We start from the raw sequence: 21,101 nt of genomic DNA, 5'->3' as shown, positions 1-21,101 counted from the left end.
GGAGAGAGATCGCGCGTGGACGACAAGGCGAAGATCTTGCTCGTGGACGACCGCGAGGAGAACCTCATCGCGCTGGAGGCGATCCTCAGCTCGCTCGATCAGGACCTGGTCCGGGCCCGCTCAGGCGAGGAGGCGCTCAAGGCGCTGCTGACCGACGAGTACGCCGTCATCCTGCTCGACGTCGTCATGCCCGGCATGGACGGCTTCGAGACCGCCCGCGACATCAAACGCCGCAAGAAGACCCGCGACCTCCCGATCATCTTCCTCACCGCGGTCAACAGCGACCCCGACTACGCCTTCCGCGGCTACGCCGCCGGGGCGGTCGACTTCATCTCCAAGCCGTTCGACCCGTGGGTGCTGCGCGCCAAGGTGTCGGTCTTCGTCGAGCTGCACAACAAGAACAAGCAGCTCCAGGAGCAGACCAGCCTCTTGCGGGAGCAGGCGGCCCTGCTGCGCGAGCAGGCGGCCCTGCTCCAGACCCGCACGCCCGAGACCGGCCCCGACGACCTCGGCGCCGGGTCGGAGGCGGAGGCACGGCTCGACTCGCTGGAGGCCCACGTCGCGACGCTCGTCGAGCGGGTCCCGCCGGCGTTGCGGCCCGAGTTCGAGGAGCTCGACCGGATGGTCGGCGAGGTGCGCTCGGCGCTGCCCGGCACGCCCGGGCCCAAGCCGAACGGCGAGGAGAGCCCCGGGGGCGCCTCCAACGGCACCGGCGCGGACGCCGCCGCCGGAGGCGAGGCGCAGTCCACAGCCTGACGATCCTGTCCATAACCCTCGCCGGGTGTTGAAGGAACCCCGCCGGACACCCACGGCTACCCAGCGGTCTCGCATGGTGGCCGCCTGCTCCGGGGACGGTCCCGCTGCGGAGGTGGCACCACATGGACACCGCCGCGCTGTTCCTGGCCGGTGCGGGCACCGGGCTGCTCGCGGGCGCCACCACCTGCGCCGCCGTGCAGCTGGGGCTGCTGACCGGTGCCGTCCGGTCGACGCCCGGCCGGATCGGCCCGATCGCGGCCTTCCTCACGTCCAAGCTCGCCGCGCACGCGGTCCTCGGGGCGGCGCTGGGCCTGCTGGGCGGCGTCCTGCAACCGGGGCCGCGGATCCGCGGGGCGCTGCTGGTGGCAGCCGCCCTCGTCCTCGTCCTGTTCGCGCTGGATCTGCTCGGCGTCTCCCCAGCTCGGCGCCTGACCCCCGAACGCCGCCGCCCAGCCGACACCCCACCCGATGGGGCTACCGGCACGATGCCCGGCGGTACGACCGGCACGCTGCCCGGAGGGGCGCTCTGCACGCCGCCCACGGAGGGGACGGCCGTGCCCGGGAAGGGGGCGGGCGCGGCGGGGCACTGCGTTCCTCCGGGGCGGCGAGCCCGGTTGCGCGGGCCGGTGGCGCTGGGCGCGGCCACGGTCCTGGTGCCGTGCGGGCTGACGCTGACCGCGGAGCTGCTGGCGGTCTCCTCCCGGTCCGCTCCGGCCGGCGCGGCGGTCATGGCGGGCTTCGTGCTCGGCACGGCGCCGATGTTCGGCCTGATCGGCCTCACGCTCGGCCGGGTCATGGCGGTGCTCCGCGGGCGGCTGACCGCGCTGCCGGCGGTCGTGCTGCTGGCCGTGGCGGGCTGGACGGCGCTCTCCGGGCTGCGGCTGGGCGGCTGGCTCCCCCAGAGCGGCGGCACCGCGCCCGCCGCCGACGCGGCCCCGTTCGTCAGCACGGACGTGGCGGGGCGGCAGATCGTGACCGTCTGGGCGCTCGACCAGGGGTACCGTCCCGCGCGCGTGACGGCGCGGGCGGGCGTCCCCACGGTGCTGGTGCTGCGGACCCAGGACACCCGCGGCCACACCCGGGCGTTCACCCTCCCGGCCCGCGACCTGGACGTGGTGCTGCCGGTCGACGGCGAGACCCGGCTGGATCTCGGCAGGCCGGGGCCGGGCCGGATGCGCTTCGTGTGCGCGTCCGGCCACTATCCCGGGGCGATCACCTTCCGGTGAGCCGCCGGGCGGCCCGCGGGCGGATCGGGCGGATCGGGCGGATCGGGCGGATCGGGCGGATCAGGGGGCCAGCTTGGCGCGGGCGGCGGCGATGCGGGCCAGCGTCCGCTCCCGGCCGATGATCTCCAGCGACTCGAACAGCGGGAGGCCCACCGTGCGGCCGGTCACGGCGACGCGCACCGGCGCCTGGGTCTTGCCGAGCTTGAGGCCGCGCGCGGCGCCCACCTGCTCCAGCCGGTTCTTGAGCTCCTCGGCCTCCCACGGTGCGTCGCGGTAGGCCTCCTCGGCGGCGGCGAGGATCTCGGCCGCGGGCTCCTTCATCGCCTTGTTCCAGGACTGCTCGTCGAACGGCGGCTCGTCCAGGAAGGCGAAGTCGACCATCGGCACGATCTCCGACAGCACCGCCACCCGGGTCTGCGCGAGCGGCGCGAACTGGTCGAAGACCGCCGGGTCGTAGCCGAACGGCGCCTCCTCCAGGAAGGGCAGGCACTCGGCGGTGAACGTCTCGACCGGCAACGCCCGGATGTACTCGCCGTTGATCGCCCGCAGCTTCTTGACGTCGAAGAACGCGGGCGAGGTGTTGACGTCCTCGATCCGGAACTCGTCGACCATGACGCTCCACGGCACGATCTCGCGGTCGTCGGACGGCGCCCAGCCGAGCAGCATCAGGTAGTTGCGCATGGCCTCGGCCAGGTAGCCCTCGGCCCGGTAGTCCTCCAGCGCCACCTTGTCGCGGCGCTTGGACAACTTCTTGCGCTGCTCGTTGACGATGACCGGGACGTGCGCCCAGACCGGCGGCTCGCCGCCCAGCGCCTCCCACAGCAGCTGCTGCTTGGGGGCGTTGGACAGGTGCTCCTCGCCCCGGACCACGTGCGTGATGCCCTGGCTCATGTCGTCCACGGCGTTGGCCAGCAGGAACGTGACCGAGCCGTCGGCGCGGGCGATGACGAAGTCCTCCAGGACCGCGTTCTCGAAGACGGGCTTGCCGCGCAGCAGGTCGACGACGACCGTCTGGCCCTCGTCGGGCGTCCGGAAGCGCAGCGCGCGGCCCGGCCCCGGCTCCAGGCCGCGGTCGCGGCAGAAGCCGTCGTAGCCGCGGTTCTGGTCGCCGGTCCGGGCGATCACGGCCTCGCGCGTGCAGTCGCAGTAGTAGGCGCGGCCCTGGTCGAGCAGCGTGCGGGCGGCCCGGGCGTGCTTGTCGGCGTTGGCCGACTGGAAGTAGGGGCCCTCGTACTCCCCGCCGTCCATGCCGAGCCAGGCCAGCGCCCGGATGATGCCCTCGGTCCACTCCGGGCTGTTGCGCGAGGCGTCGGTGTCCTCGATCCGCAGTACCAGCGTCCCGCCCGCCTGCTTGGCCATGGCCCAGTTGAAGAGGGCCGACCGCGCCCCGCCCACGTGGAACATGCCGGTGGGCGAAGGGGCGAAACGTACACGGATCGAAGACGTGGAAGACATGCGGACAAGCCTAGAGCCTCGCTCACGCCTTCCAATCCGGATTACGCCCCGACAGGCCGAGCAGCCGGTCGAGCACCGGCGCGTCCTCGGGCACGGCCACCTCGGGCCCGAACGCCTCGTACTGGCGCCCCATCTCGGCGGTCGGGACCATGTGGTCGTAGGCGGCCTGGACGACCTCCTGCGGGACGTCGTAGGGCACCCCGGCGGCGACGGCCAGGTCCCAGCCGTGCAGGACGTACTCGCTGAGCAGCATGCCGCCGATCATCGCCGCGGGCATGCCCGGCTGGGAGCCCGTCAGGCTGGTGTTCCCCTCCCACGCCTCCGGCTTCGACCACGCCTCGGCGCTCTCGCGCGCCAGCCGGGCGTAGGTCCCGGCCCAGTCGCCGTCTGCGACGAAGTCGTGCTCCTCCCCCGGGCCCTCCGGCGGCTGGGCCTTGCCGGCGGCGGTGGCGCCGTGGCCGGTCCAGAAGATCAGGTGGTTGATCGTCGCTCGCACGTCCCAGTCCGGGCACGGGGTCGGCGCCGTCAGGGCTTCGTCCGGTACCGCCCGCACGATCCGCGTCGCCGCCTCCGCCGCGGGCATCATCAGCGCTCGCATCTCCATGATCTTCACCTCATGATCGACTGGTTGACCTGGGCCGTCAGGCCGTCTTCGAACGTTTGATCCAAAGCTATCCCGAGGGAGCCCGGCCGTCTTGAAGAAACGCGACACGGCGCCGCCTGAGAGGATCGGCCCATGAGCGAACCCCTCGCCGGGCTGCCCGCCTTCCGGGAGCTCGCCGCCCGCCGCCTGGCGGCCTTCTCCCACACCGAGGTCCCCGACGCGCCGGGCCTGCGCCGGGCCGCGGTGGTGGTGTGCGTGGTGCCGGCGGCGGACGAGCCTTCGGTGATCGTGATCAAGCGGGCGTACCGGGGCCGCAACGCCGGCCAGTGGGGCCTGCCCGGGGGCCGGGTCGACGACGGCGAGACGCCGGAGCAGGCGGCGCTCCGCGAGCTGAACGAGGAGATCGGGCTCATCGCGGAGCCCGCGGACGTGCTCGGGCGGCTGGACGACTTCCCCGCGTCGTCCGGGTTCGCGATCACCCCGTTCGTGGTGGCCCTCGCCGACCCGGGGCCGCTGAGCCCCAGCCCCGACGAGGTGCACTCCGTGCACGAGGTGACCCTGGACCGGCTCGCCGCCGACGACACCCCCCGCTGGGTGCCGCAGCTCGGCGGCGGCCGGATGTTGCAGATGAGGCTGGGTCCGGCATGGCTGGTGCACGCCCCCACCGGGGCGATGTTGTGGCAGTTCCGCGAGGTCGTGCTGCTGGGCCGGGAGGCCAGGGTCGCCGACTTCGTCCAGCCCGACTGGACCAGCAGGTGAGCGTCCCGTCGGGACGCGAGGTCAGAAGGTGCCGCCGTCGACCACGATCCGCTGGTCGGTGACGTAGGAGGCGCCCTCGGAGACCAGGAAGCGCACCACGTCGGCGACCTCCTCGGGCGAGCAGACGTGCCCGAACGGCGAGGCCGCGTCCCGCTGCCGGATGTCGTCGACGCCCAGCGTGGCCTTGACCAGCCGCTGGCCCATCTCGGTGTCGACCAGCCCGGGCGCCACGATGTTGACGTGGATCCCGTTGCCCCGCTCCTCCTTCGCCAGGGTGTGCGCGAGCGCCTCCATCGCGGCCTTGCCCATCGCGTACGGGCCGCTGAACGCCGGGTAGATCCCGGTGATCACGCTGGAGATGAAGACCATGTCGCCGCGGTCCGCGCGGCGCAGCAGCGGCAGCAGCGCCTGGCTGAGGTGGTGCGGGCCGAACGCGTGCACGCCGAGGACGCGGGCCAGTTCGGCCGGGTCGGTGTCGGCGACGCTCTGGCCGCGGCTGGCGATGCCGGCGCTGTGCACCAGGACGTCGAGCCGCCCGAGGTCGGCCTCGATGGAGGCGGCCAGGGCGCGGCAGTCGTCGACCCGGTCCACCGACGCCTGGTAGGCGCGTGCGGTGACGCCCAGGGCCTCGATGTCGGCGACCGCCTTGCGCGCCGACTCCTCGTCCCGCCGGTAGGCGATGACGATCCCGGCGCCGTCGGCGGCCAGGGCCAGCGCGATCGCACGGCCGATGCCGCGGCTGCCGCCGGTGACCAGGGCGACGCGTCCGGCGAGTGAACTCATCGGGGGGCTCCTTCATCAGGTGGTGATCCGCGTTCCCATCCTGCCCGAGGACGCCGACCGGACATAAGCACCCCCTTACAAAGTGCGCTCAGGTTTTCGGCGTCCCCTCGACGACGCTGTAGTTGGAGGGGAGCAGCGGGCCTGCGACGGCGGTGAGCTCGAACCCCGCCGCGTCGAGCAGGTCCCGGAACTCCGTCTCGGTGCGCTCCCTCCCGCCGGTGCAGACCAGCATGTTCATGTCGTTGAGGGTGACGCCGCCGTTCTCCGGGGTGACCCGTTCGGGCATGACGGTCTCGAGCAGCAGCACCTTGGCGTCCGCGCCCGCGGCCTTCCGCACGCTGCGCAGGACGGCGGCGGACCTGTCGTCGTCCCAGTCGTGGATGACGCTCTTGAGCACGTACGCGTCCAAGCCGGCGGGCACGCTCTCGAAGAAGTCGCCGGCGACCCGCTCGCACCGGTCGGCGACCCCGGCGGCCTTCAGCGTCACGTCCGCCTCGTTCAGCCCCGCCTCCAGGTCGAACAGCACCCCGCGCGCCGAGGGCACCGCGCGCAGGAGCGCGGCGAGCAGCGTGCCGTCGCCGCCACCCAGGTCTGCGATGGCGCCGAACCGGGTGAAGTCGTACCCGCCGATGATGGCGGGCGCCACCTCGCGGGTGTGCTCGGACATCGCCTTGTTGAACGTCACCGCCTCCTCGGGGTGGGATTCGAAGTACTGGAACGAGGTCGTCCCGGTGACCCGCTCCCACGCGGGCTCGCCGGTGCGCAGCGTCTCCACCAGATCGCCCCAGGAGCGCCATACCTCGGGCCCGCAGAACAGCTCGACCAGGCCCTGGACGGAATCGGTCGCGTCGCCGCGCAGGCGCCGCCCGGCCTCGGTGAGCGCGAACTCGTCCGGACCCTCCTGCGTCGTCACGCCGAGGCAGGTGAGCGCGCGCAGCAGGCGGCGGAGCGCCTCCGGCCGCGTGCCGGTCTCGGCCGCCAGGTCTCCGGTCGGCCGGGTCCGGTCCGCGAGCGCGTCGGCCAGCCGGAGCTCCGCCGCCGCGTACAGCAGCTGCGCGGGCATGTAGCCGAACGTCAGGTCGAGCAAGGGTGAGCGCGCCATCGTCGTTTCCTCTCGTCAGGTCCTACGAGAGCGACGTTAGGCAGGTGCCGGCCTGGCCGTATTGGACGAATGGGACCTCTCGGCGGCGGCCCCCGGCGGCCCGGCGAAGGCGGGCCCTGGCTCAGCCCGCGAGGGAGCGCAGCCACTCCCGGGCCCGGTCGAGGTGGTCGTCGGTGAGGCCGACCTGGGAGTCGATGGCGACCAGGAGATGCTCGCCGATGCCGGTCTCGGCGGCGATGCACGCGGTGGCGTCGGGCTCGTCCTCGAACCACACGAACGGCCGGCCGCGCGTCCAGGCGGCCACGTGGCGCGCCTTCCACGCCCCGAGCGTCATGCCCTCCTCCACCCCGGGGAACACCGGGATCGGCACGAACGGGAGCTCGGGGAGGCCGATCCGCGGGGCGATCCACTCGTTCGCGTGGGCGCACCAGTAGCTGGCCCACGCGAGCTCGGCGCCGCCGTCCTCCACGAGCCGCAGCAGCGATCGCCCGTGCCGGGCGTTGAGCCACAGGCGGTAGGTGATGCCGTTCGGTGAGCACCGGTGGCGGCGGTAGCCGCGATGCGGCCGGGAGAACGGATTGAGGACGCCGTCGACGTCCAACAGCACCAGCGGCGACCCCATATACCGGACGGTACAGCGATCCGGCCGGTTCGCGCTCCCCCGGGGCTGTCGCGGCGCCCGGTGCGTGCGTCATCGTGGGCCGCATGTGCCGACTGTTCGGGATGACCACCGGCGGGCAGCGGGTCCGGGCGACGTTCTGGCTCCTGGACGCCCCGCAGAGCCTCCAGGCGCAGAGCAGGCGGATGCCGGACGGCACCGGCCTCGGCTGGTTCTCGCTCGGTGACGAGCCGGTGCGCGACCGGGCGCCCATCGCCGCCTACGCCAACAGCGACTTCGCCTCCGAGGCCCGCAACGTGGTGTCGCACACGTTCGTCTCGCACGTGCGGTACGCCTCGACCGGGGCCGTCACCGTGCACAACGCCCACCCGTTCGACATGAACGACCGGCTGTTCGCGCACAACGGCGTGGTGCAGGCCCTGGACGTCCTCGGTTCGTGGCTGACCGACGTCGACCGGGCGCTGATGGAGGGCCAGACCGACTCGGAGCTGGTCTTCGCCTACATCAGCGCGGAGATCCGGCGGCACGGCGACACGACGGCCGGGCTGATCGCGGCGGTCCGCCGCATCGCCGCCGAGCTTCCGGTCTACGCGCTCAACCTGCTCCTGGCCGAGCCGCGCCGCCTGTGGGCGCTGCGCTATCCCGAGCCGAACGAGCTGTGGGTGCTGCACCCGGCGCTGGGCGGCTTCGGGGAGCTCCACCTGGCGTCCGGTCACGAGCCCGGCAGCCTGGACGTGGCCGGGGCGAACGGCTCGGCGGGCACGACACCGGCCTACGTGATCGCCAGCGAGCCGATGAACGACGACCCGGAGTGGCGCCTGCTCGCGCCCGGCGAACTGCTCGTGGTCGAGGGCCTGGACGCCGCGTCGATCTTCCCGTTCGATCCGCCGGCGCACCCCGTCCGGGCGGAGGACCTGTCGGCGGCGGAGGCGGTCTCCCAGGCGTGACCCTCGGCGGTACGGACCGTCCGACCCGGCTCGTAGAGTGGGCCGCGTCGGACGATCACCGCTTGCGAGGAGCCCCGGGCCCATGGATCACGAACTCACGCTGATGGCGGTCCACGCCCACCCCGACGACGAGGTCCTCCCCACCGGCGGCCTGCTGGCCCGCTGCGCCGCCGAGGGCATCCGGACCGTCCTGGTGACGTGCACCAACGGCGAGCAGGGCGACGACGCCAACGGTGTGAAACCCGGCATGGAGGGTCACGACGCCGACGAGGTCGCCCGGCGCCGGCTGGCCGAGCTCGACGAGTCGGTGCGGCTGCTGGGCGTCAGCGACCTGGAGCTGCTCGGCTACCGCGACTCGGGCATGGTCGGCTGGGACACCAACCACGACCCGGCGGCCTTCACCAACGTCCCGCTGGATCAGGCGGCCGGCCGGCTGGCGGCGCTGATGGAGCACTACCGGCCGCAGGTGGTCGTCACCTACGACGAGAACGGCGGCTACGGCCATCCCGACCACATCCAGGCGCACAACATCGCGATCGCGGCCTCCGAGCGCACCGGCATCCCCCGCAAGCTCTACTTCACCGCCGTGCCCCGGTCGGGCATCCGGACGCTCCTCGACCACCTCAAGGAGACCGGCGTCGACCCCGGCTTCGACCCCGACGACGACTTCGGCACCCCCGACGAGCTGATCACCAGCGTGCTCGACGTCTCGCCGTACTCCGACCGCAAGCGCAAGGCGCTCGAGGCGCACGCCAGCCAGGGCGAGAACATCTTCCTGCTCCGGCTGCCGGAGGAGATCCAGCAGATCGTGTACGGGACGGAGACCTTCGTGCGCCACTTCGGCCACGTGCCGGTGCCCGACGGCACCGAGACCGACCTCTTCGCCGGCCTGCGCCCCTAGGGCGTCCTCTGGCCACGGGTTCAGGTCACGGGCTCGCGGCGGGCCTCGGCGCGGTAGTGGTCGAGCACGTCCTGGCGCAGGAGGTGGCCGAAGCCGGCGCGTTCGAGCCTGAGCCCCAGCGCGCCCTCGCCGATGCCGAGGGCCCCGGCGGTCGCCGCCAGGTGCCACTCGTGCGCGGCGAGCCGCGTGAGCAGGTGGCCCCTGCGGATCTGCGCCTCCGACAGGCGGAAGCTCTTCAGGTAGGCGACGCGCCCGTCCTCACCGGTGATCGACTCGCGGATGTGGTTCTCCCGGTGCAGGGCGAACGGCGGCAGCGACCGGCTGAGCTCGAAGCCGCGCAGGTGCTGGACGGTCTCGTGCGACTCGCCGTCCTGGACGAGCCCGCCCGCCATGTGCTCGTCGTGGAAGCCGGCCCACTCCGTGCGGGCCCGCGCCGCCGCGGCGCGCAGGTCGCCCAGCGAGCGCACCGAGGCGTCCTCGAGAGGGACGCCGAGGTCGAGGGTGCCGAGCGTGAGCAGCGCGTACTGGTAGACGATCTCGCCGAAGAGGTCCTCGACCAGCGTCGCGTGCAGCGCCCGGTAGTCGTCGGGGTGCGGCACGACGAACGCGCTCGCCAGCGCGTCGGCCACGTAGACCAGCACGCCGCACTGGTCCGGATGGGCCTCGAAGATCCGCAGCGCGTCCTCCAGGCCGCGCACCCGGGCGCCGCTGTAGGTCTCCTCGCAGCGCGGCGACAGCCCGTGCGCCAGCGCCCGCCGCGACCACTCCGCCCACGCGATCTCCGGCCCGCGGAAGTGCAGCGCCAGGTAACCCTCGATCGCCATGTGCAGCGGCAGGAACCGCAGCCGGTCCTTGGCGACCCGGCGGGCCATCCGCCGCCGAACCCTGATCGGCATACTCGGCGGCGCCATGCCCCGGTCGTCCTTGTCCAGCAGCCGCGTGCCGTACGAGGCGGCCGGGCCCTCGCCGTCGCTCCAGACGGCGACGAACGCGTGCGGGATGTAGGAGACGTAGCCGGTGCCGTCGCCGACGGCCACCACCGACGGTTCGTCGCCGTACACCCGGCGGTCGAGCCGCAGCCCTGGGATCGGCTCGTCGCGGACGAGGGGCACGAGCCGCACCGAGCCCCAGCTCTGCGCCGGGCGGGTGCGCAGCCCGCTGCGTTCCAGCCAGTTCATCCGCCCGCTCCCGCGCTTGCAGAAGCCCCCGGGCCCGAGCCGGCATCCGCCGCCTCCGCGGACAGCGCGGGCGCGTCCGCCGCCTCTGGCGCCGGCGCGGCCAGGAAGCGCGCGACCTGGTCGTCGAGGTGGGCTCGCAGCTCGGCGAGCCCGGAACGGCCTTCGGCGAAGCGCGCCAGCTCCACCAGGGCGGGGATGTTCTCGGCGTCGCGCACGCCGGCGGTGGGCACGGTCGGCGCGAGCCTGCGCACATCGAAGTCGTCGGCGTCGTAGACCGGGTTGAGGTGGGTGACGGCGACGCGGCGGGCGGGGTCGAGCCGTGTCCGCCAGACGCGCAGCACCTCGGCCGCCAGCCCTGGCGGGGCGTTGTCCCACCCGTCGGAGATGATCACCAGCCGGTCGGGGGCGGTGTCGAGCGCGTCCAGGATGCGCTCGCCGAGCGGCGTCGGGCCGAACGGGTAGAGCATCAGCGCGTCCACGCGGCCCGAGGTCCACAGCGGCGCGTACTCGGCCGCGAGCGCCTCCAGCAGGTGGTGGCCCGCGAGCGCGACCGCCAGCGGGCGCCGCCGCTTCTGCGCGGAGCCCGTCGTGGAGAAGCTGTCGTCCAGCACCGCCGCCACCCGTCCCCAGGTGCCCGCCCGCGCGCCCGCGGTGCGGCGCGCGGCGGTGCGCAGCGAGCCGGTCAGCTCGGCGCGCCGCTCCGAACGTTCGTCCAGCGGGAGGGAGAGCACGTAGGTGGCGAGCCGGGTGAGCGGCATGGCGCCCAGGTCGGCCTCGACGGAGGCGACCTTGGCCTTCCTGGCGTGCTCCTGGAGGCGCAGGCGTTCGAGCCGGGTGAGCCGCGGCTCGATGCGTTCGAGGAAGACCGCGCGCGGGATGCCGTGCTTGGCGGCGAACCCCTCGGCGACCGTGAACGGCAGCTCGTAGACCGCCCGCTGGTCGTGATGCGCCCGCCGCCAGGACTCGAAGATCGGCCGGTCGTAGGCCTTGCGTGCGCGCGGGGCGAACAGGAAGGTCCCGGTCTCGCGGTCGAGGCCGAGGTGCGCGTGCCGGACCGTGCGCTTGACGCCGGCGCGGTACTTGACCGCGTCGAACGCCAGGTCGGGCCGCGCCGCCAGCCAGTCGCGCATGATGGCGCGGGTGCGGCGGTTGTTGACGCCCGCCCGCCGCAGGTCGCGGAAGAGCCGGTAGACGCGCTGGGGCGGCAGCAGCACCAGCCGCCGGGCGATCAGGCGGCCCTCGGCGCGCCTGGTCTCGACGTCCACGGCCGCCGCCCCGCGGAGCAGGTTGCGCACGATGAGCGCGGCGTTGTGGTCGTTGATGTCCAGGGCCAGCGCCGCCGCGTACAGCGCCCGGTAGTTCTCCAGCATGTAGGCGTGCAGGAAGCCGAGCGAGAGCCGCTGCTCCCCCTCGTCGTGCCGGAACTCCCGCTGCCCGGTGGACGTGGTCGCCGCGTTCACGAACATCAGCACGTCCTCGCAGGCGATCAGGTCCGCGAACGTCTCGGTCATGGCCTTCCACGGTCCGGGCGGGTGGTGCGGGTGCCGGCCGGGGAATGAGGGCACGAGCTGCGAATGATCGCTTTACAGGCGGTTTCCGGAAGTCGCACCGGAGTCCCGCGGCCGGCGCCACGACGCTAACACCGCGGGCCCCGACTTTCGCCCCGATTTCCGCCGATGGCGATCATGGCCGGTAGGTGCCGAAGTACCAGTCGTTGCCCTCCAGGTCGCGGGCCGCGTAGTCGCGGGAGCCGTAGGGTTTGTCGGCGAGGCCCGCGGTGATCTCGGCCCCGGCCGCCGCGGCCCGGTCGTGATGGGCGTCCGGGTCGTCCACGGCGACGTAGAGCCCGGCGCCGCCGGGCGGCGCCTCCGAGATCATGAAGATGTCGGTGCCGGCGCGCATCTCGATGTGCACGATCCTGCCGTCGTCGTCCTTGGAGATCTGGTGCGGGACGAAGCCGAAGGCGCGTTCCAGCCACGCGATGGCCTTGACGGGGTCGGCGTAGCTGACCAGCGGGTAGACGGTCTGGCGGTGTGTTCCTGTGGTTTCGCTCATGCCCGCATCGTCGCCCCGCGGCGGTCAGGGCGTCTTGGACGAATGTGACCTCGCGGCGTCCCGCTCGTCGGCGAGCCGGCGGGTCTCCTGCGACACCGGCGCGGCCAGGACCGCGGCGACGACGTCGATCAGGTAGCTGGTGAAGAGCCGGTCGTCGGTGTGCGGGCCGGAGCGCGCCCGGCGGGCCAGCTCGATGGAGGCGTACACGATCGCGGTGTAGCGCCGGTGCAGCCGCGCCGCGTCGGCCTCCAGCAGGGGCTCCACGAGCGTGCGCCACCGGCACAGGCTGTCGGCGGGGTCGTCCACCGTCGCCGCCGAGGCGACCGCGCCGGGCCGGTTCATCACGTCCGCCCAGACCTGGAGGAACTCGCGGCCCGGCTGGTCGGCGAGCCGGGCGGCGAGCGGCCTGACGAGCGCCGCCGCCAGGTCGCGGACGCCGCCGCCGGACGCCTCGTGGACGTCGAGCAGCGCGTGCCGCCGCGCGTCCACCTCGGGCACGTGCCGGGCGAAGATCGCCTTGATGATCCCGGCGCGGTCGGCGAAGTGGTACTGCACGGCGGTGGCGTTGCGGGCGCCGGCGGCCTGGTTGATCTCCCGCAGGCTCACCGCGTCGAGGCCGCGCTCGGCGTACAGGCGGAGCGCGGCCTCGACGAGCCTGTCCTTGGTGTCGCTCACTCGTTCCCTAGGGCGTCTTCGAGGGCCTCGGCGTACCGTTCGCGGGCGGCCTCGCGGAGCGTGGGGAGATGGCCGCTGGGCCACAGGCCCTTGACCGGCTCGTAGCCGCGCAGCACCTGCCGGGCCACGGTGATCTTGTGGACCTCGGTCGGGCCGTCGGCGATGGCGAGGGCCTGGGCGCCGAGCATCATGCCCGCGAACGGCATCTCGTTGGAGACGCCGAGCGCGCCGTGCAGGTGCATGGCGCGCTGGACGACGTCGTGGAAGACCTTGGGCATGGCCGCCTTGACCGCGGCGATGTCCTTGCGCACCTTGCGGTAGTCCTGGTGCTTGTCGATCAGCCAGGCGGTGCGCAGCACCAGCAGCCGGAACTGCTCCATCTCGACCCAGCTGTCGGCGATCTTCTCCCGGGTCATCTGCAGCTTGGAGAGCGGGCCCCACCGCGTCTCCCGCGACACCGCCCGCTCGCACATCATGTCGAAGGCCTTGCGCACCTGCGCGATCGTACGCATCGCGTGGTGGATGCGCCCGCCGCCGAGCCGGGTCTGGGCGATGACGAACGCGCCGCCCTCCGCGCCGAGGAGGTTGCCCGCGGGCACCCGGACGTCCTCGTACCGCAGGTAGCCGTGCGAGCCCTCGCGTTCGCCGCCGCCCACGCCGACGTTGCGGACGATGGTCAGGCCGGGCGTCCCGGCGGGGACGATGAACATCGACATGCCCTCGTAGGCGCTCACGTCGGGGTCGGTCACCGCCATGACGATGATGAACGTGGCGTGCCGCGCGTTGGAGGAGAACCACTTCTCGCCGTTGATGACCCAGTCGTCGCCGTCGCGCACCGCGCGGGTGGTGAACAGGGTCGGGTCGGCGCCGCCGTGCGGCTCGGTCATCGAGTACGAGGAGGAGATCTCGCCGTCGAGCAGCGGCCGCAGGTAGCGCTCCTTCTGCTCGGGGGTGCCGAAGTGGGCGAGGATCTCGGCGTTGCCCGAGTCGGGCGCCTGGCAGCCGAAGACCGACGGGGCCCAGCGCGAACGTCCCAGGATCTCGTTGAGCAGGGCGAGCTTGACCTGACCGAATCCCGCGCCGCCGAGCTCGGGACCGAGGTGGCAGGCCCACAGGCCGCGCTCCTTCACCCGCTGCTGGAGGGGCCGCACCAGCTCCCGGTAGCGCGGGTCGTTCTTGTCGTAGGGGTCGCCGAGCACCAGGTCGAGCGGCTCGACCTCGTCGCGGACGAACGCGTCCGCCCAGTCCAGCAGCTCCTGGTACTCGGGATCGGTCTCGAAGTCCCACGCCATCGCCGGCCTCCTCCGCCTCGGGATCGGTGAGGCCGATAATCCATCCCCATTAGGAGTTAATGCAAGTGCTCTAGACCTGCGATCCATCGGCAAAGTGCCACCCGAATACGTACAGTGATGGGGATGCTACGTTGAGCAAGTCCTCCTGCTCCCCCGACCCCCTCAGGAACCAAGGACATGATCACTTATCTGGTGGCCGCCGCCTGCGCGGTCGGCATCGTGTTCCTCGCGGCTCTCATGACCCGCAAGGCCAAGGGCGTCACCGACGACCCCGCCCCCGACGGCCCGACCACCGGTTTCACCGGCGCGATGTTGTCGGCGCTCTTCCTGCTGGCGTTCGCGATCGCCATCGTCGTGCCGTGGACGACCAACGACGCCGCCCGGCTCAACACCTACACCGAGAGCCAGGCGGTCGCCGAGGCCGCCTGGGCGGCCACCGACCTGCCCGACGCCGAGGCCGCCCAGGTCCAGGAGGGGCTGCGCGGCTACGTCGAGTTCGTCCGCGGCACCGAGTGGCGGCTGATGGCCGACGGCAGGCTGAGCCAGGAGGGCTGGACGCGCCTGGAGCAGATCCGGCGCGACGTCTCCGCCTGGCCGGCCAAGACCACCGACGACAAGGACACCCAGGCGGGCGTGCTCGACGAGATCGGCGAGATCACCTCGGCCCGGCGCCAGCGCGCCATGGACGCCCAGGCCGTCCCGCCGTCCGGGCTGCTGGTCGTCACCGGCGTCAGCGGGCTGATCGTGCTGCTCTTCCCGTTCCTCGCCGGGGCACGGCCGCGCGCCATGACCCTGGTCCCGCTGGGCCTCATGGCCGCGCTCCTGGGCATCGGCATGTACCTCACCCTCGACATCTCGCACGCCTTCGCCGGGTCGCTGGCGGTCAGACCCGACGCCTTCACCGGAGTCCTCGAGGAACTCCAGCGCGTCTCCGGGAGCGGCTGAGGTGCGCCCGATCCTGCTGCTCCCCGCGGCGCTGACCGCGGTGGCGCTCGCCGGGCTGGGCGGTTCGGCGGCCGTGGCCGACCCCGACCCCGACTCCGGCGACGAGGTCGCGGTCTGCGTGGGCGGCCAGGTCAGCGTGCACATCGACGACGAGGTCTGCGTGAGCGTCGCCGGGCCGGGCTGTGGCTGCCGCCCCGAGCCCGCGCCTCCGCCTCCTCCGCCGCCCGAGCCCGAGCCCGAGCCGACCAGCGCACCACCCACCCCGGCCCCGCCTCCTCCTCCGCCGCCACCCCCTCCCCCGGCGCCCAAGCCGCGCCCGACCAAGGCGAAGGTGAGGCCGCGGCCGGCACCGCCGCCTCCACCGCCCGCACCGGCCCCGGTACGGGCCGAGCCGAAGCCCCCTCCTCCCAAGGCCAGGGCCAAGCCCAAGCCGCCCCCGCCGGAGCGCCGGAAACGTCCCGAGGCGGCACCACCGGAGCGGCGGCGCAACCCGCTGGCGTCACCGATGATCGTGGTCGTCCTGGTCGTCGCCGTGAGCGCGGGCACCGCCATCGCCTTCGCCCGTTGATCCCGGCGCGGGAGCGCACTGTTACCCTCCGGTAGGACCATTTCACCTCCGGTGGAGCAGCATCGAGGGAGAGTGCCGACCGTGCAGCAGCAGATCGACCCTGCGCTCGTGGACTTCGACGTCCTCGCCGGCTGGATGGACGGTCAGGGCCTGCCCGCAGGTCCCTTCGAGGATGTGACGGCGCTCAGCGGCGGCACCCAGAACACGCTGATCCGCTTCCGCCGGGGCGGCGCGGACTACGTGCTGCGCCGCGGGCCCCGGCACCTGCGGGCCCGCACCAACGACGTGCTCCGGCGGGAGGCCCGGGTGCTGGCCGCGCTGGACGGCACCGGCGTCCCCGCCCCGCGCGTCCTCGCGGCCTGCCCGGACGAGACGGTCATGAACGGCGCGGTCTTCTACCTCATGACCCCGGTCGAGGGGTTCAACGCCTCGGTGTCGCTGCCGGAGCCGCACGCGTCCACGCCCGCGATCCGGCGGGAGATGGGGCTCAACGCCGCCCGCGCGCTCTCCTCCCTCGGCGCCGTCGACCACGTCGCGGCCGGGCTCGGCGACTTCGGCAAGCCCGAGGGCTTCCTGGAGCGCCAGGTCGGCCGCTGGACGTCGGAGCTCGAGTCGTACGGCGACCTGGACGGCTACCCCGGCCCCGACATCCCCGGCCTCGACAAGGTCGCGGGCTGGCTGGACGACAACCGCCCCGCCACGTGGCGGCCGGGCGTCATGCACGGCGACTACCACCTGGCCAACCTCATGTACTCCTTCGACGGGCCGGAGGTGGCGGCGATCGTCGACTGGGAGATGTGCACGATCGGCGACCCGCTGCTCGACCTCGGCTGGCTGCTGGCGACCTGGCCGGGCGAGGACGACGAGAGCACCTCGCTCGCCGGTCCCCTCGGCGCCGCGGGCGCCCTGCCGGCCGGCGCGGAGCTGGTGGCGGCCTACGCCGAGCGGGACGCCGCCACCGCGGGGCGCGACCTGTCGTCCATCACCTGGTACGCCGTGCTGGCCTGCTTCAAGCTCGGCATCGTGCTGGAGGGCACGCACGCCCGCGCGTTCGCCGGCAAGGCGCCCAAGGAGACCGGCGACCTGCTGCACTCGATCACCCTGGGCCTCTTCCGCCGTGCGCAGGGCTTCATCGCCGGCTGACCAGCTCCGCGGCCAGCACGTGCTTGCAGGGGCCGCGCCCGCCGCGGTGCTTGCCCCACCAGGGGCACGTGCAGCGCGTCCCGCCGCCGGTCCGCGTCACGTGATGCTCGGTGCCGCCGCTCGCGACCCGTGCGCCGGTGGGCGTGACGGTGACCGCGCCGGACTCGGCGAGCGCGCGGGCGTCCCGCAGCCGCGGGTGCATGGCCGCGAGCGCGGCCGGATCGTAGGGCAGCTCGCGGTGGAAGTAGCCGCCCTCGGCCAGGTCGTAGCCGACCCGTCCGGCCGCTCCCAGCCGGCCGAGCGCCCGCGTCACCCGCGCGGCGGGCAGGGCCGACTCACATGCGAGCCGGTCCGGATCGACGCGGGGCTCCCAGGCGAGCAGCGCGGCGACGAGGTCCGCGTCCTCCTCGCCCTGGTCGGCGGCCAGGTCACCGAGCACCGCGCCCTCGCCGGAGAAGCCCCGGGCCACCTCCGGGCTCAGCACGACCACGAAGCGCGTGTCGCGGCACACCAGCTCCCAGGCGCTGGCCACCGGCAGCCCGCCGGGGTCGGCCGCCCCGTACACGCGCAGCCCGGTGGCGAAGCGCGCGAGCGGCTCCAGCACCCTGAGCCGGTCGGGACCGGACGCACAGGCCGCTCCCCTCCCCGGGCGCGGCGAGATCCGGAGCGTCCGCCCCGACGGCACGGCCCAGCCCGGGCCGCGCCAGCTCTTGGGCAGCCCCCGCAGGAACGCCTTGGCGGCCGGGCCGCCCAGCTCGGCCAGCGGAGCCATCCCCGCGCACGCCTGCTGCACCTCGGCGAAGCCCTTGAGCCAGCGTTCGGGCAGCGGCACCTTCTTCTCGACGACCGTCCCCTCCATCGTGGAGACGGTCACGTCGTCCAGGCCGACGCTCACGTGCAGCGGATCGAGCCCGCCGACGCGCGCCAGCGCCTCCCGCATCGGCGGGTTGAAGTCGACGTTGGTGGTGCCCGAGCCCATGACGGCGCCGTCGAGCCCGGCGGGCAGCACGTCCAGCCGTGCGTAGACGCCGCAGCACGCCGAGAACGACTCGAACCGCAGCCGGTCGCCGTTGCTCGTCACCACCGGGTCGGCCGCCCGCAGCACCGCCGCCAGCATGCCCGGCGGCACGTAGAACCGCGTCCGGGCCACCCGGCCGCACATCCGGAGGGCGATGGCGATCTGCTCGGCGTTGCCGAGGAAGCCGTCGAAGAAGCGCGGCGCCGCCAGCGCCCCGCCCGGCCCGAGGCCGCCCGAGGTCGCCAGCAGGGCCACCGGGCCGCCCGGCCCGCCGTGCCGGATCTCCGACGCCCTGGAGTAGTGGTAGGTGTGCTCGACCGCCGTCGCCATGCGGGCGACTTTAAGGGATCAGCCCGACATAACGTCGTCGCCGTCTGGCACGCTGGCCCGCGTGGACAGACATCCCCCGTTCGAGCAGGTCGCGGACGTCCCGCGCGCCGCGCTGGTCCAGGCCCTGCACGCGGCCGGCGCCTCCGGTGAGCCGCTGCCCAAGGCTCAGTGGGAGCGCGACGTCAAGGTATGGCGCGCGATCGGCGCCGCCCTGACCGCCGCCGCCGCGCGCCATCGCGTGGCCGAGCCCGCCCCTCCCCGCGCGACCGGCTCTTCCGGTGAGGCGGGCGTGGGTGTTCCGGGGTGGCTCGGGGGGCTGGTGCGGCGGCAGGTCGCGCTGCTGGCCGGGCGCTGGACCATGTACGGCGGTTTCAGCGAGATCCGCACCCTGGAGCGGCTGGGCCTCGTCAACCTGGAGGCCGACGACGACTACGTACTCGCCATGGTGTCCGGCCTGGGCGACCGCTGGGCCGAGTTCTCGCGGGCGTCGGAGATCCGCCGAGATCCCGAGCTCGTCGACCGGGCCCTCTGGCGGATCTTCGAGGTCGAGGGCGGCGGCGAGGTCAGCCTGACCAACATCGACAAGTTCGGGTCCAAGAACACCTGGCGGGACGCGCTCCTGGAGCTGGTGGCCGACGGGACGCTGGCGCGCGGCCGGGTCCTCGACGCCTGCCTGGCCGCGCTGCGGCGGGACTTCTCCTCGTACCGGACCATCTGGTTCCGCGCCATGTACGACGCGCTGTCCCCCACGATCGCCGAGCAGCGGGAACGCCAGGACGTCCACCTCGCGCTGCTCGCCTCCGACATCACCGCGACCGTCACGTTCGCCGCCAGGGCGCTCACCGACCTCGACAAGGCCGGCCTGCTGGACGACGGCGCCTTCCTCGACCGGTGCGGGCCCGCGCTGCCGGGCCGTCCGAAGGCGACCGTGATCCCCCTGCTGACGATCCTCGGCCGCGTCGCCGGCCGGGCGCCGGACCGCGGCGAGGACGTGGCCCGGCATGCGGCGTCGGCGCTCGAGAACGACCATCAGCAGGTCCAGCAGGAGGCGCTGGGGCTGCTTCAGCGGCTGGAGGCCCGCGAACCTGCGCGGGAGCGTCTCGGCCAGCTGCGGCCCTCCGTGCGGCAGACCGCCGCCGCCTGGCTGGGCGTGCCGGAGGACGTCCGGGACGCGCCGCCGGACCTCGCCCCGGCCGCGCCGTCGCCGTTCGACCCGGCCGTGCCTCCGCCCGTCGGCGACGACGCCGACCTAACAAGCCGCCTCGCGGCCGTGCTCGAAGACCCCCGCGACCCGTTCGAGCTGGAGCTCGTGCTGGCCGCGCTCGCCGTCCACGGCGACAAGCCGGCCGTCCTGGCTCCGCTGGTCAAGCGGGCCCGCCGGATCCGGGCCCGCGAGGAGGCGCCCTGGACCGGCTCGCTGCGCCTGTACCTGGCCTGCCTGATCCTGTGCCTCGGGGGCGGCGAGGGCGAGACGATGCCCGCGCCGCACCGCTTCTACGTCCTGCTGTCGGAACGCCTGGCGGAGCTCGCGGCGCGTCCGGACGGCGAGCCGCTGGCCACGCCGACCGGCCCCGGCGGCTGGATCGACCCCAAGACGCTGGTCGAACGGGCGAGGGCGCTGACCGGCGAGCCCCGGCCGCACGACGCCGTCGCCGCCCTCCTGCGCCTGGCCCCGGACGGGCGCGAGCCGGCCGGCGACCTCCCCGGGGAGTTCGGCGCGGCGCTGGGTTACGCGCTCGGCGGCGAGCCCCCGCGCGGGACGGTGTCACCCGCGCTCCTGGTCGCGGCGGCCTGCGCCCGTTCCCCGTTCGCCGACGACGATCCGCACCTGGCGGCGGCCGGGCTGCGGCGGCCGTCGCCCCTCGACCCGCGGTTCGGCGACCTGACGTTCGACGGCGAGATCTGGTGGCGGGCGGACTTCCGCGCGCCCGACATCCTCAACCTCACCGGCCCGCACTCCCCAGCCTCGCCCGACCTGGTCGCGGCGCCGGTGGACGGCTGGACCGGCTGGGCCGCGACGACCTGGCCGCACGACGCCGACCCGTTCTTCGCGCACGGGCTCACCTGCGTGCTGAGCACGGTCTTCATCGACATCCCGTACCGCGAGGCGGGCGTGCTGTTCGACGCCCTCCTCACCCATCCCGGCCGGTTCGGCAAGGTCGCCGCGCTCACGCTCGCGCTGGGCCTGAACGCCCGCGCCCCCGAGCAGGCGGCGACCGCGGCGGAGGCCTTCGCCGTGCTGGTGCCCGCCGGGCGCGTCCCGCCGGAGGCGCTCGCGGACGCGCTCGGCCGCACCGCGCCGCGCGCCACCGCCACCCGGTGGGCGCGCTCGCTCGGCACGGCGGCGGACGCGGGCGCGGGCGCGGCGGACGCGGTCGTCGACACGCTCGTCCACCTCCTGCCCCTGCTTCCGGTGGACCTGCGCGGCCGGCACGCCCTGCTCGGTCTTCTCCACGACCAGGCCGTCCGGACCCGCAGGCCGATCACCGACCCACGGCTGCGCGCCTGGCTGGGCGAGCTGACCGGGTCGTCCGCCGCCGCGCGCACCGCGCGGGCCCTGCTCGCCCACGCCCCGGACGGGAACGCGCCGTGACCTCGGCCCCCGGACGGGCCCGGTATCGCGCTCACCGCCGCGCTCGCCGCGACCACCACCAGCGCGGGCAACGCCGTGCGCCTGCTGGAGGAGCACCGGGTCTGGCCACCGGTCTCGCCGTTCGGTTCGGGCCGCCCGGCGGCCTGCCCGAG

The 21,101-nt window shown here is 73.9% G+C and carries 20 protein-coding genes; 9 read left to right on the top strand and 11 right to left on the bottom strand.

The features are described 5' to 3' along the window. Positions 1–15 precede the first annotated feature (15 nt). Both ABZ810_RS38500 and ABZ810_RS38495 read left to right on the top strand, forming a co-directional pair. On the top strand, positions 16–756 hold the full coding sequence (locus ABZ810_RS38500) for a response regulator (protein WP_358411826.1): 741 nt from the start codon (positions 16–18) through the stop codon (positions 754–756). Between the two features lie 122 nt (positions 757–878). Next, entirely contained in the window at positions 879–1,982 is a 1,104-nt protein-coding gene (locus tag ABZ810_RS38495) for a sulfite exporter TauE/SafE family protein (protein WP_358411824.1), read from the top strand. Between the two features lie 60 nt (positions 1,983–2,042). Here ABZ810_RS38495 and gltX read toward each other — a convergent pair whose 3' ends face one another. Both gltX and ABZ810_RS38485 read right to left on the bottom strand, forming a co-directional pair. Then, complete coding sequence (gene gltX / locus ABZ810_RS38490; RefSeq protein ID WP_358411822.1) at positions 2,043–3,437, bottom strand: glutamate--tRNA ligase; 1,395 nt, start codon at positions 3,435–3,437, stop codon at positions 2,043–2,045. Between the two features lie 22 nt (positions 3,438–3,459). Further along, positions 3,460–4,041, bottom strand: coding sequence for a TIGR03086 family metal-binding protein (locus tag ABZ810_RS38485; protein ID WP_358411820.1), 582 nt, complete (start codon positions 4,039–4,041; stop codon positions 3,460–3,462). 132 nt (positions 4,042–4,173) lie between these two features. Here ABZ810_RS38485 and ABZ810_RS38480 point away from each other — a divergent pair, with 132 nt between their 5' ends. Then, positions 4,174–4,800: a CoA pyrophosphatase gene (locus tag ABZ810_RS38480; RefSeq protein ID WP_358411818.1), complete on the top strand. Its 627-nt coding sequence runs from the start codon at positions 4,174–4,176 to the stop codon at positions 4,798–4,800. 21 nt (positions 4,801–4,821) lie between these two features. Here ABZ810_RS38480 and ABZ810_RS38475 read toward each other — a convergent pair whose 3' ends face one another. The 3 genes from ABZ810_RS38475 to ABZ810_RS38465 form a co-directional block, all read right to left on the bottom strand. Then, positions 4,822–5,583: an SDR family oxidoreductase gene (locus ABZ810_RS38475; RefSeq protein WP_358411816.1), complete on the bottom strand. Its 762-nt coding sequence runs from the start codon at positions 5,581–5,583 to the stop codon at positions 4,822–4,824. 88 nt (positions 5,584–5,671) lie between these two features. Continuing rightward, on the bottom strand, positions 5,672–6,685 hold the full coding sequence (locus ABZ810_RS38470) for a methyltransferase (RefSeq protein WP_358411814.1): 1,014 nt from the start codon (positions 6,683–6,685) through the stop codon (positions 5,672–5,674). A 121-nt stretch (positions 6,686–6,806) separates the two neighbouring features. Continuing rightward, positions 6,807–7,307, bottom strand: coding sequence for an HAD domain-containing protein (locus tag ABZ810_RS38465; protein WP_358411812.1), 501 nt, complete (start codon positions 7,305–7,307; stop codon positions 6,807–6,809). An 83-nt stretch (positions 7,308–7,390) separates the two neighbouring features. On the opposite strand from ABZ810_RS38465, the gene ABZ810_RS38460 reads away from it, so the two are divergent. Together ABZ810_RS38460 and ABZ810_RS38455 are read left to right on the top strand one after the other, a co-directional pair. Continuing rightward, on the top strand, positions 7,391–8,251 hold the full coding sequence (locus tag ABZ810_RS38460; protein ID WP_358411810.1) for a class II glutamine amidotransferase: 861 nt from the start codon (positions 7,391–7,393) through the stop codon (positions 8,249–8,251). An 82-nt stretch (positions 8,252–8,333) separates the two neighbouring features. Next, entirely contained in the window at positions 8,334–9,152 is an 819-nt protein-coding gene (locus ABZ810_RS38455) for a PIG-L family deacetylase (RefSeq protein ID WP_358411809.1), read from the top strand. A gap of 20 nt (positions 9,153–9,172) precedes the next feature. Here the strand turns inward: ABZ810_RS38455 and ABZ810_RS38450 are convergent, their stop codons facing one another. The 5 genes from ABZ810_RS38450 to ABZ810_RS38430 form a co-directional block, all read right to left on the bottom strand. Continuing rightward, positions 9,173–10,330: a hypothetical protein gene (locus ABZ810_RS38450; RefSeq protein ID WP_358411808.1), complete on the bottom strand. Its 1,158-nt coding sequence runs from the start codon at positions 10,328–10,330 to the stop codon at positions 9,173–9,175. After that, a complete protein-coding gene (locus ABZ810_RS38445; RefSeq protein ID WP_358411806.1) occupies positions 10,327–11,841 on the bottom strand; it encodes a hypothetical protein in 1,515 nt (504 codons plus the stop codon). The genes ABZ810_RS38450 and ABZ810_RS38445 overlap by 4 nt, the downstream gene beginning before the upstream one ends. A gap of 172 nt (positions 11,842–12,013) precedes the next feature. Beyond that, the gene (locus ABZ810_RS38440; RefSeq protein WP_358411804.1) at positions 12,014–12,385 is read right to left on the bottom strand and encodes a VOC family protein; all 372 of its coding nucleotides are present in this window, start codon (positions 12,383–12,385) and stop codon (positions 12,014–12,016) included. Between the two features lie 24 nt (positions 12,386–12,409). After that, positions 12,410–13,060, bottom strand: a complete 651-nt coding sequence (locus ABZ810_RS38435) for a helix-turn-helix domain-containing protein (protein WP_358411802.1) — start codon at positions 13,058–13,060, stop codon at positions 12,410–12,412. Further along, entirely contained in the window at positions 13,057–14,352 is a 1,296-nt protein-coding gene (locus tag ABZ810_RS38430; protein WP_358411801.1) for an acyl-CoA dehydrogenase family protein, read from the bottom strand. Before ABZ810_RS38430 ends, ABZ810_RS38435 begins: the two co-directional genes overlap by 4 nt. A 177-nt stretch (positions 14,353–14,529) precedes the next feature. Here ABZ810_RS38430 and ABZ810_RS38425 point away from each other — a divergent pair, with 177 nt between their 5' ends. The 3 genes from ABZ810_RS38425 (at position 14,530) to ABZ810_RS38415 (ending at position 17,008) form a co-directional block, all read left to right on the top strand. Further along, positions 14,530–15,297: a hypothetical protein gene (locus ABZ810_RS38425; protein ID WP_358411799.1), complete on the top strand. Its 768-nt coding sequence runs from the start codon at positions 14,530–14,532 to the stop codon at positions 15,295–15,297. A gap of 1 nt (position 15,298) precedes the next feature. Further along, positions 15,299–15,865: a hypothetical protein gene (locus tag ABZ810_RS38420; RefSeq protein ID WP_358411797.1), complete on the top strand. Its 567-nt coding sequence runs from the start codon at positions 15,299–15,301 to the stop codon at positions 15,863–15,865. 81 nt (positions 15,866–15,946) lie between these two features. Further along, positions 15,947–17,008, top strand: a complete 1,062-nt coding sequence (locus ABZ810_RS38415) for a phosphotransferase family protein (RefSeq protein WP_358411796.1) — start codon at positions 15,947–15,949, stop codon at positions 17,006–17,008. Here the strand turns inward: ABZ810_RS38415 and ABZ810_RS38410 are convergent. After that, positions 16,995–18,356, bottom strand: a complete 1,362-nt coding sequence (locus ABZ810_RS38410) for an SWIM zinc finger family protein (protein WP_358411794.1) — start codon at positions 18,354–18,356, stop codon at positions 16,995–16,997. The two genes, ABZ810_RS38415 and ABZ810_RS38410, sit on opposite strands and share 14 nt — an antisense overlap. Positions 18,357–18,417: 61 nt before the next feature. Here ABZ810_RS38410 and ABZ810_RS38405 point away from each other — a divergent pair, with 61 nt between their 5' ends. Further along, entirely contained in the window at positions 18,418–20,949 is a 2,532-nt protein-coding gene (locus ABZ810_RS38405) for a DUF6493 family protein (RefSeq protein WP_358411792.1), read from the top strand. Positions 20,950–21,101 lie beyond the last annotated feature (152 nt).

Source organism: Spirillospora sp. NPDC047279 (genome assembly GCF_040643285.1).
GTDB lineage: Bacteria > Actinomycetota > Actinomycetes > Streptosporangiales > Streptosporangiaceae > Spirillospora.
The sequence above is the reverse complement of the archived record's forward strand: the minus strand, read 5'-3'. Positions and strand labels throughout refer to the sequence as shown.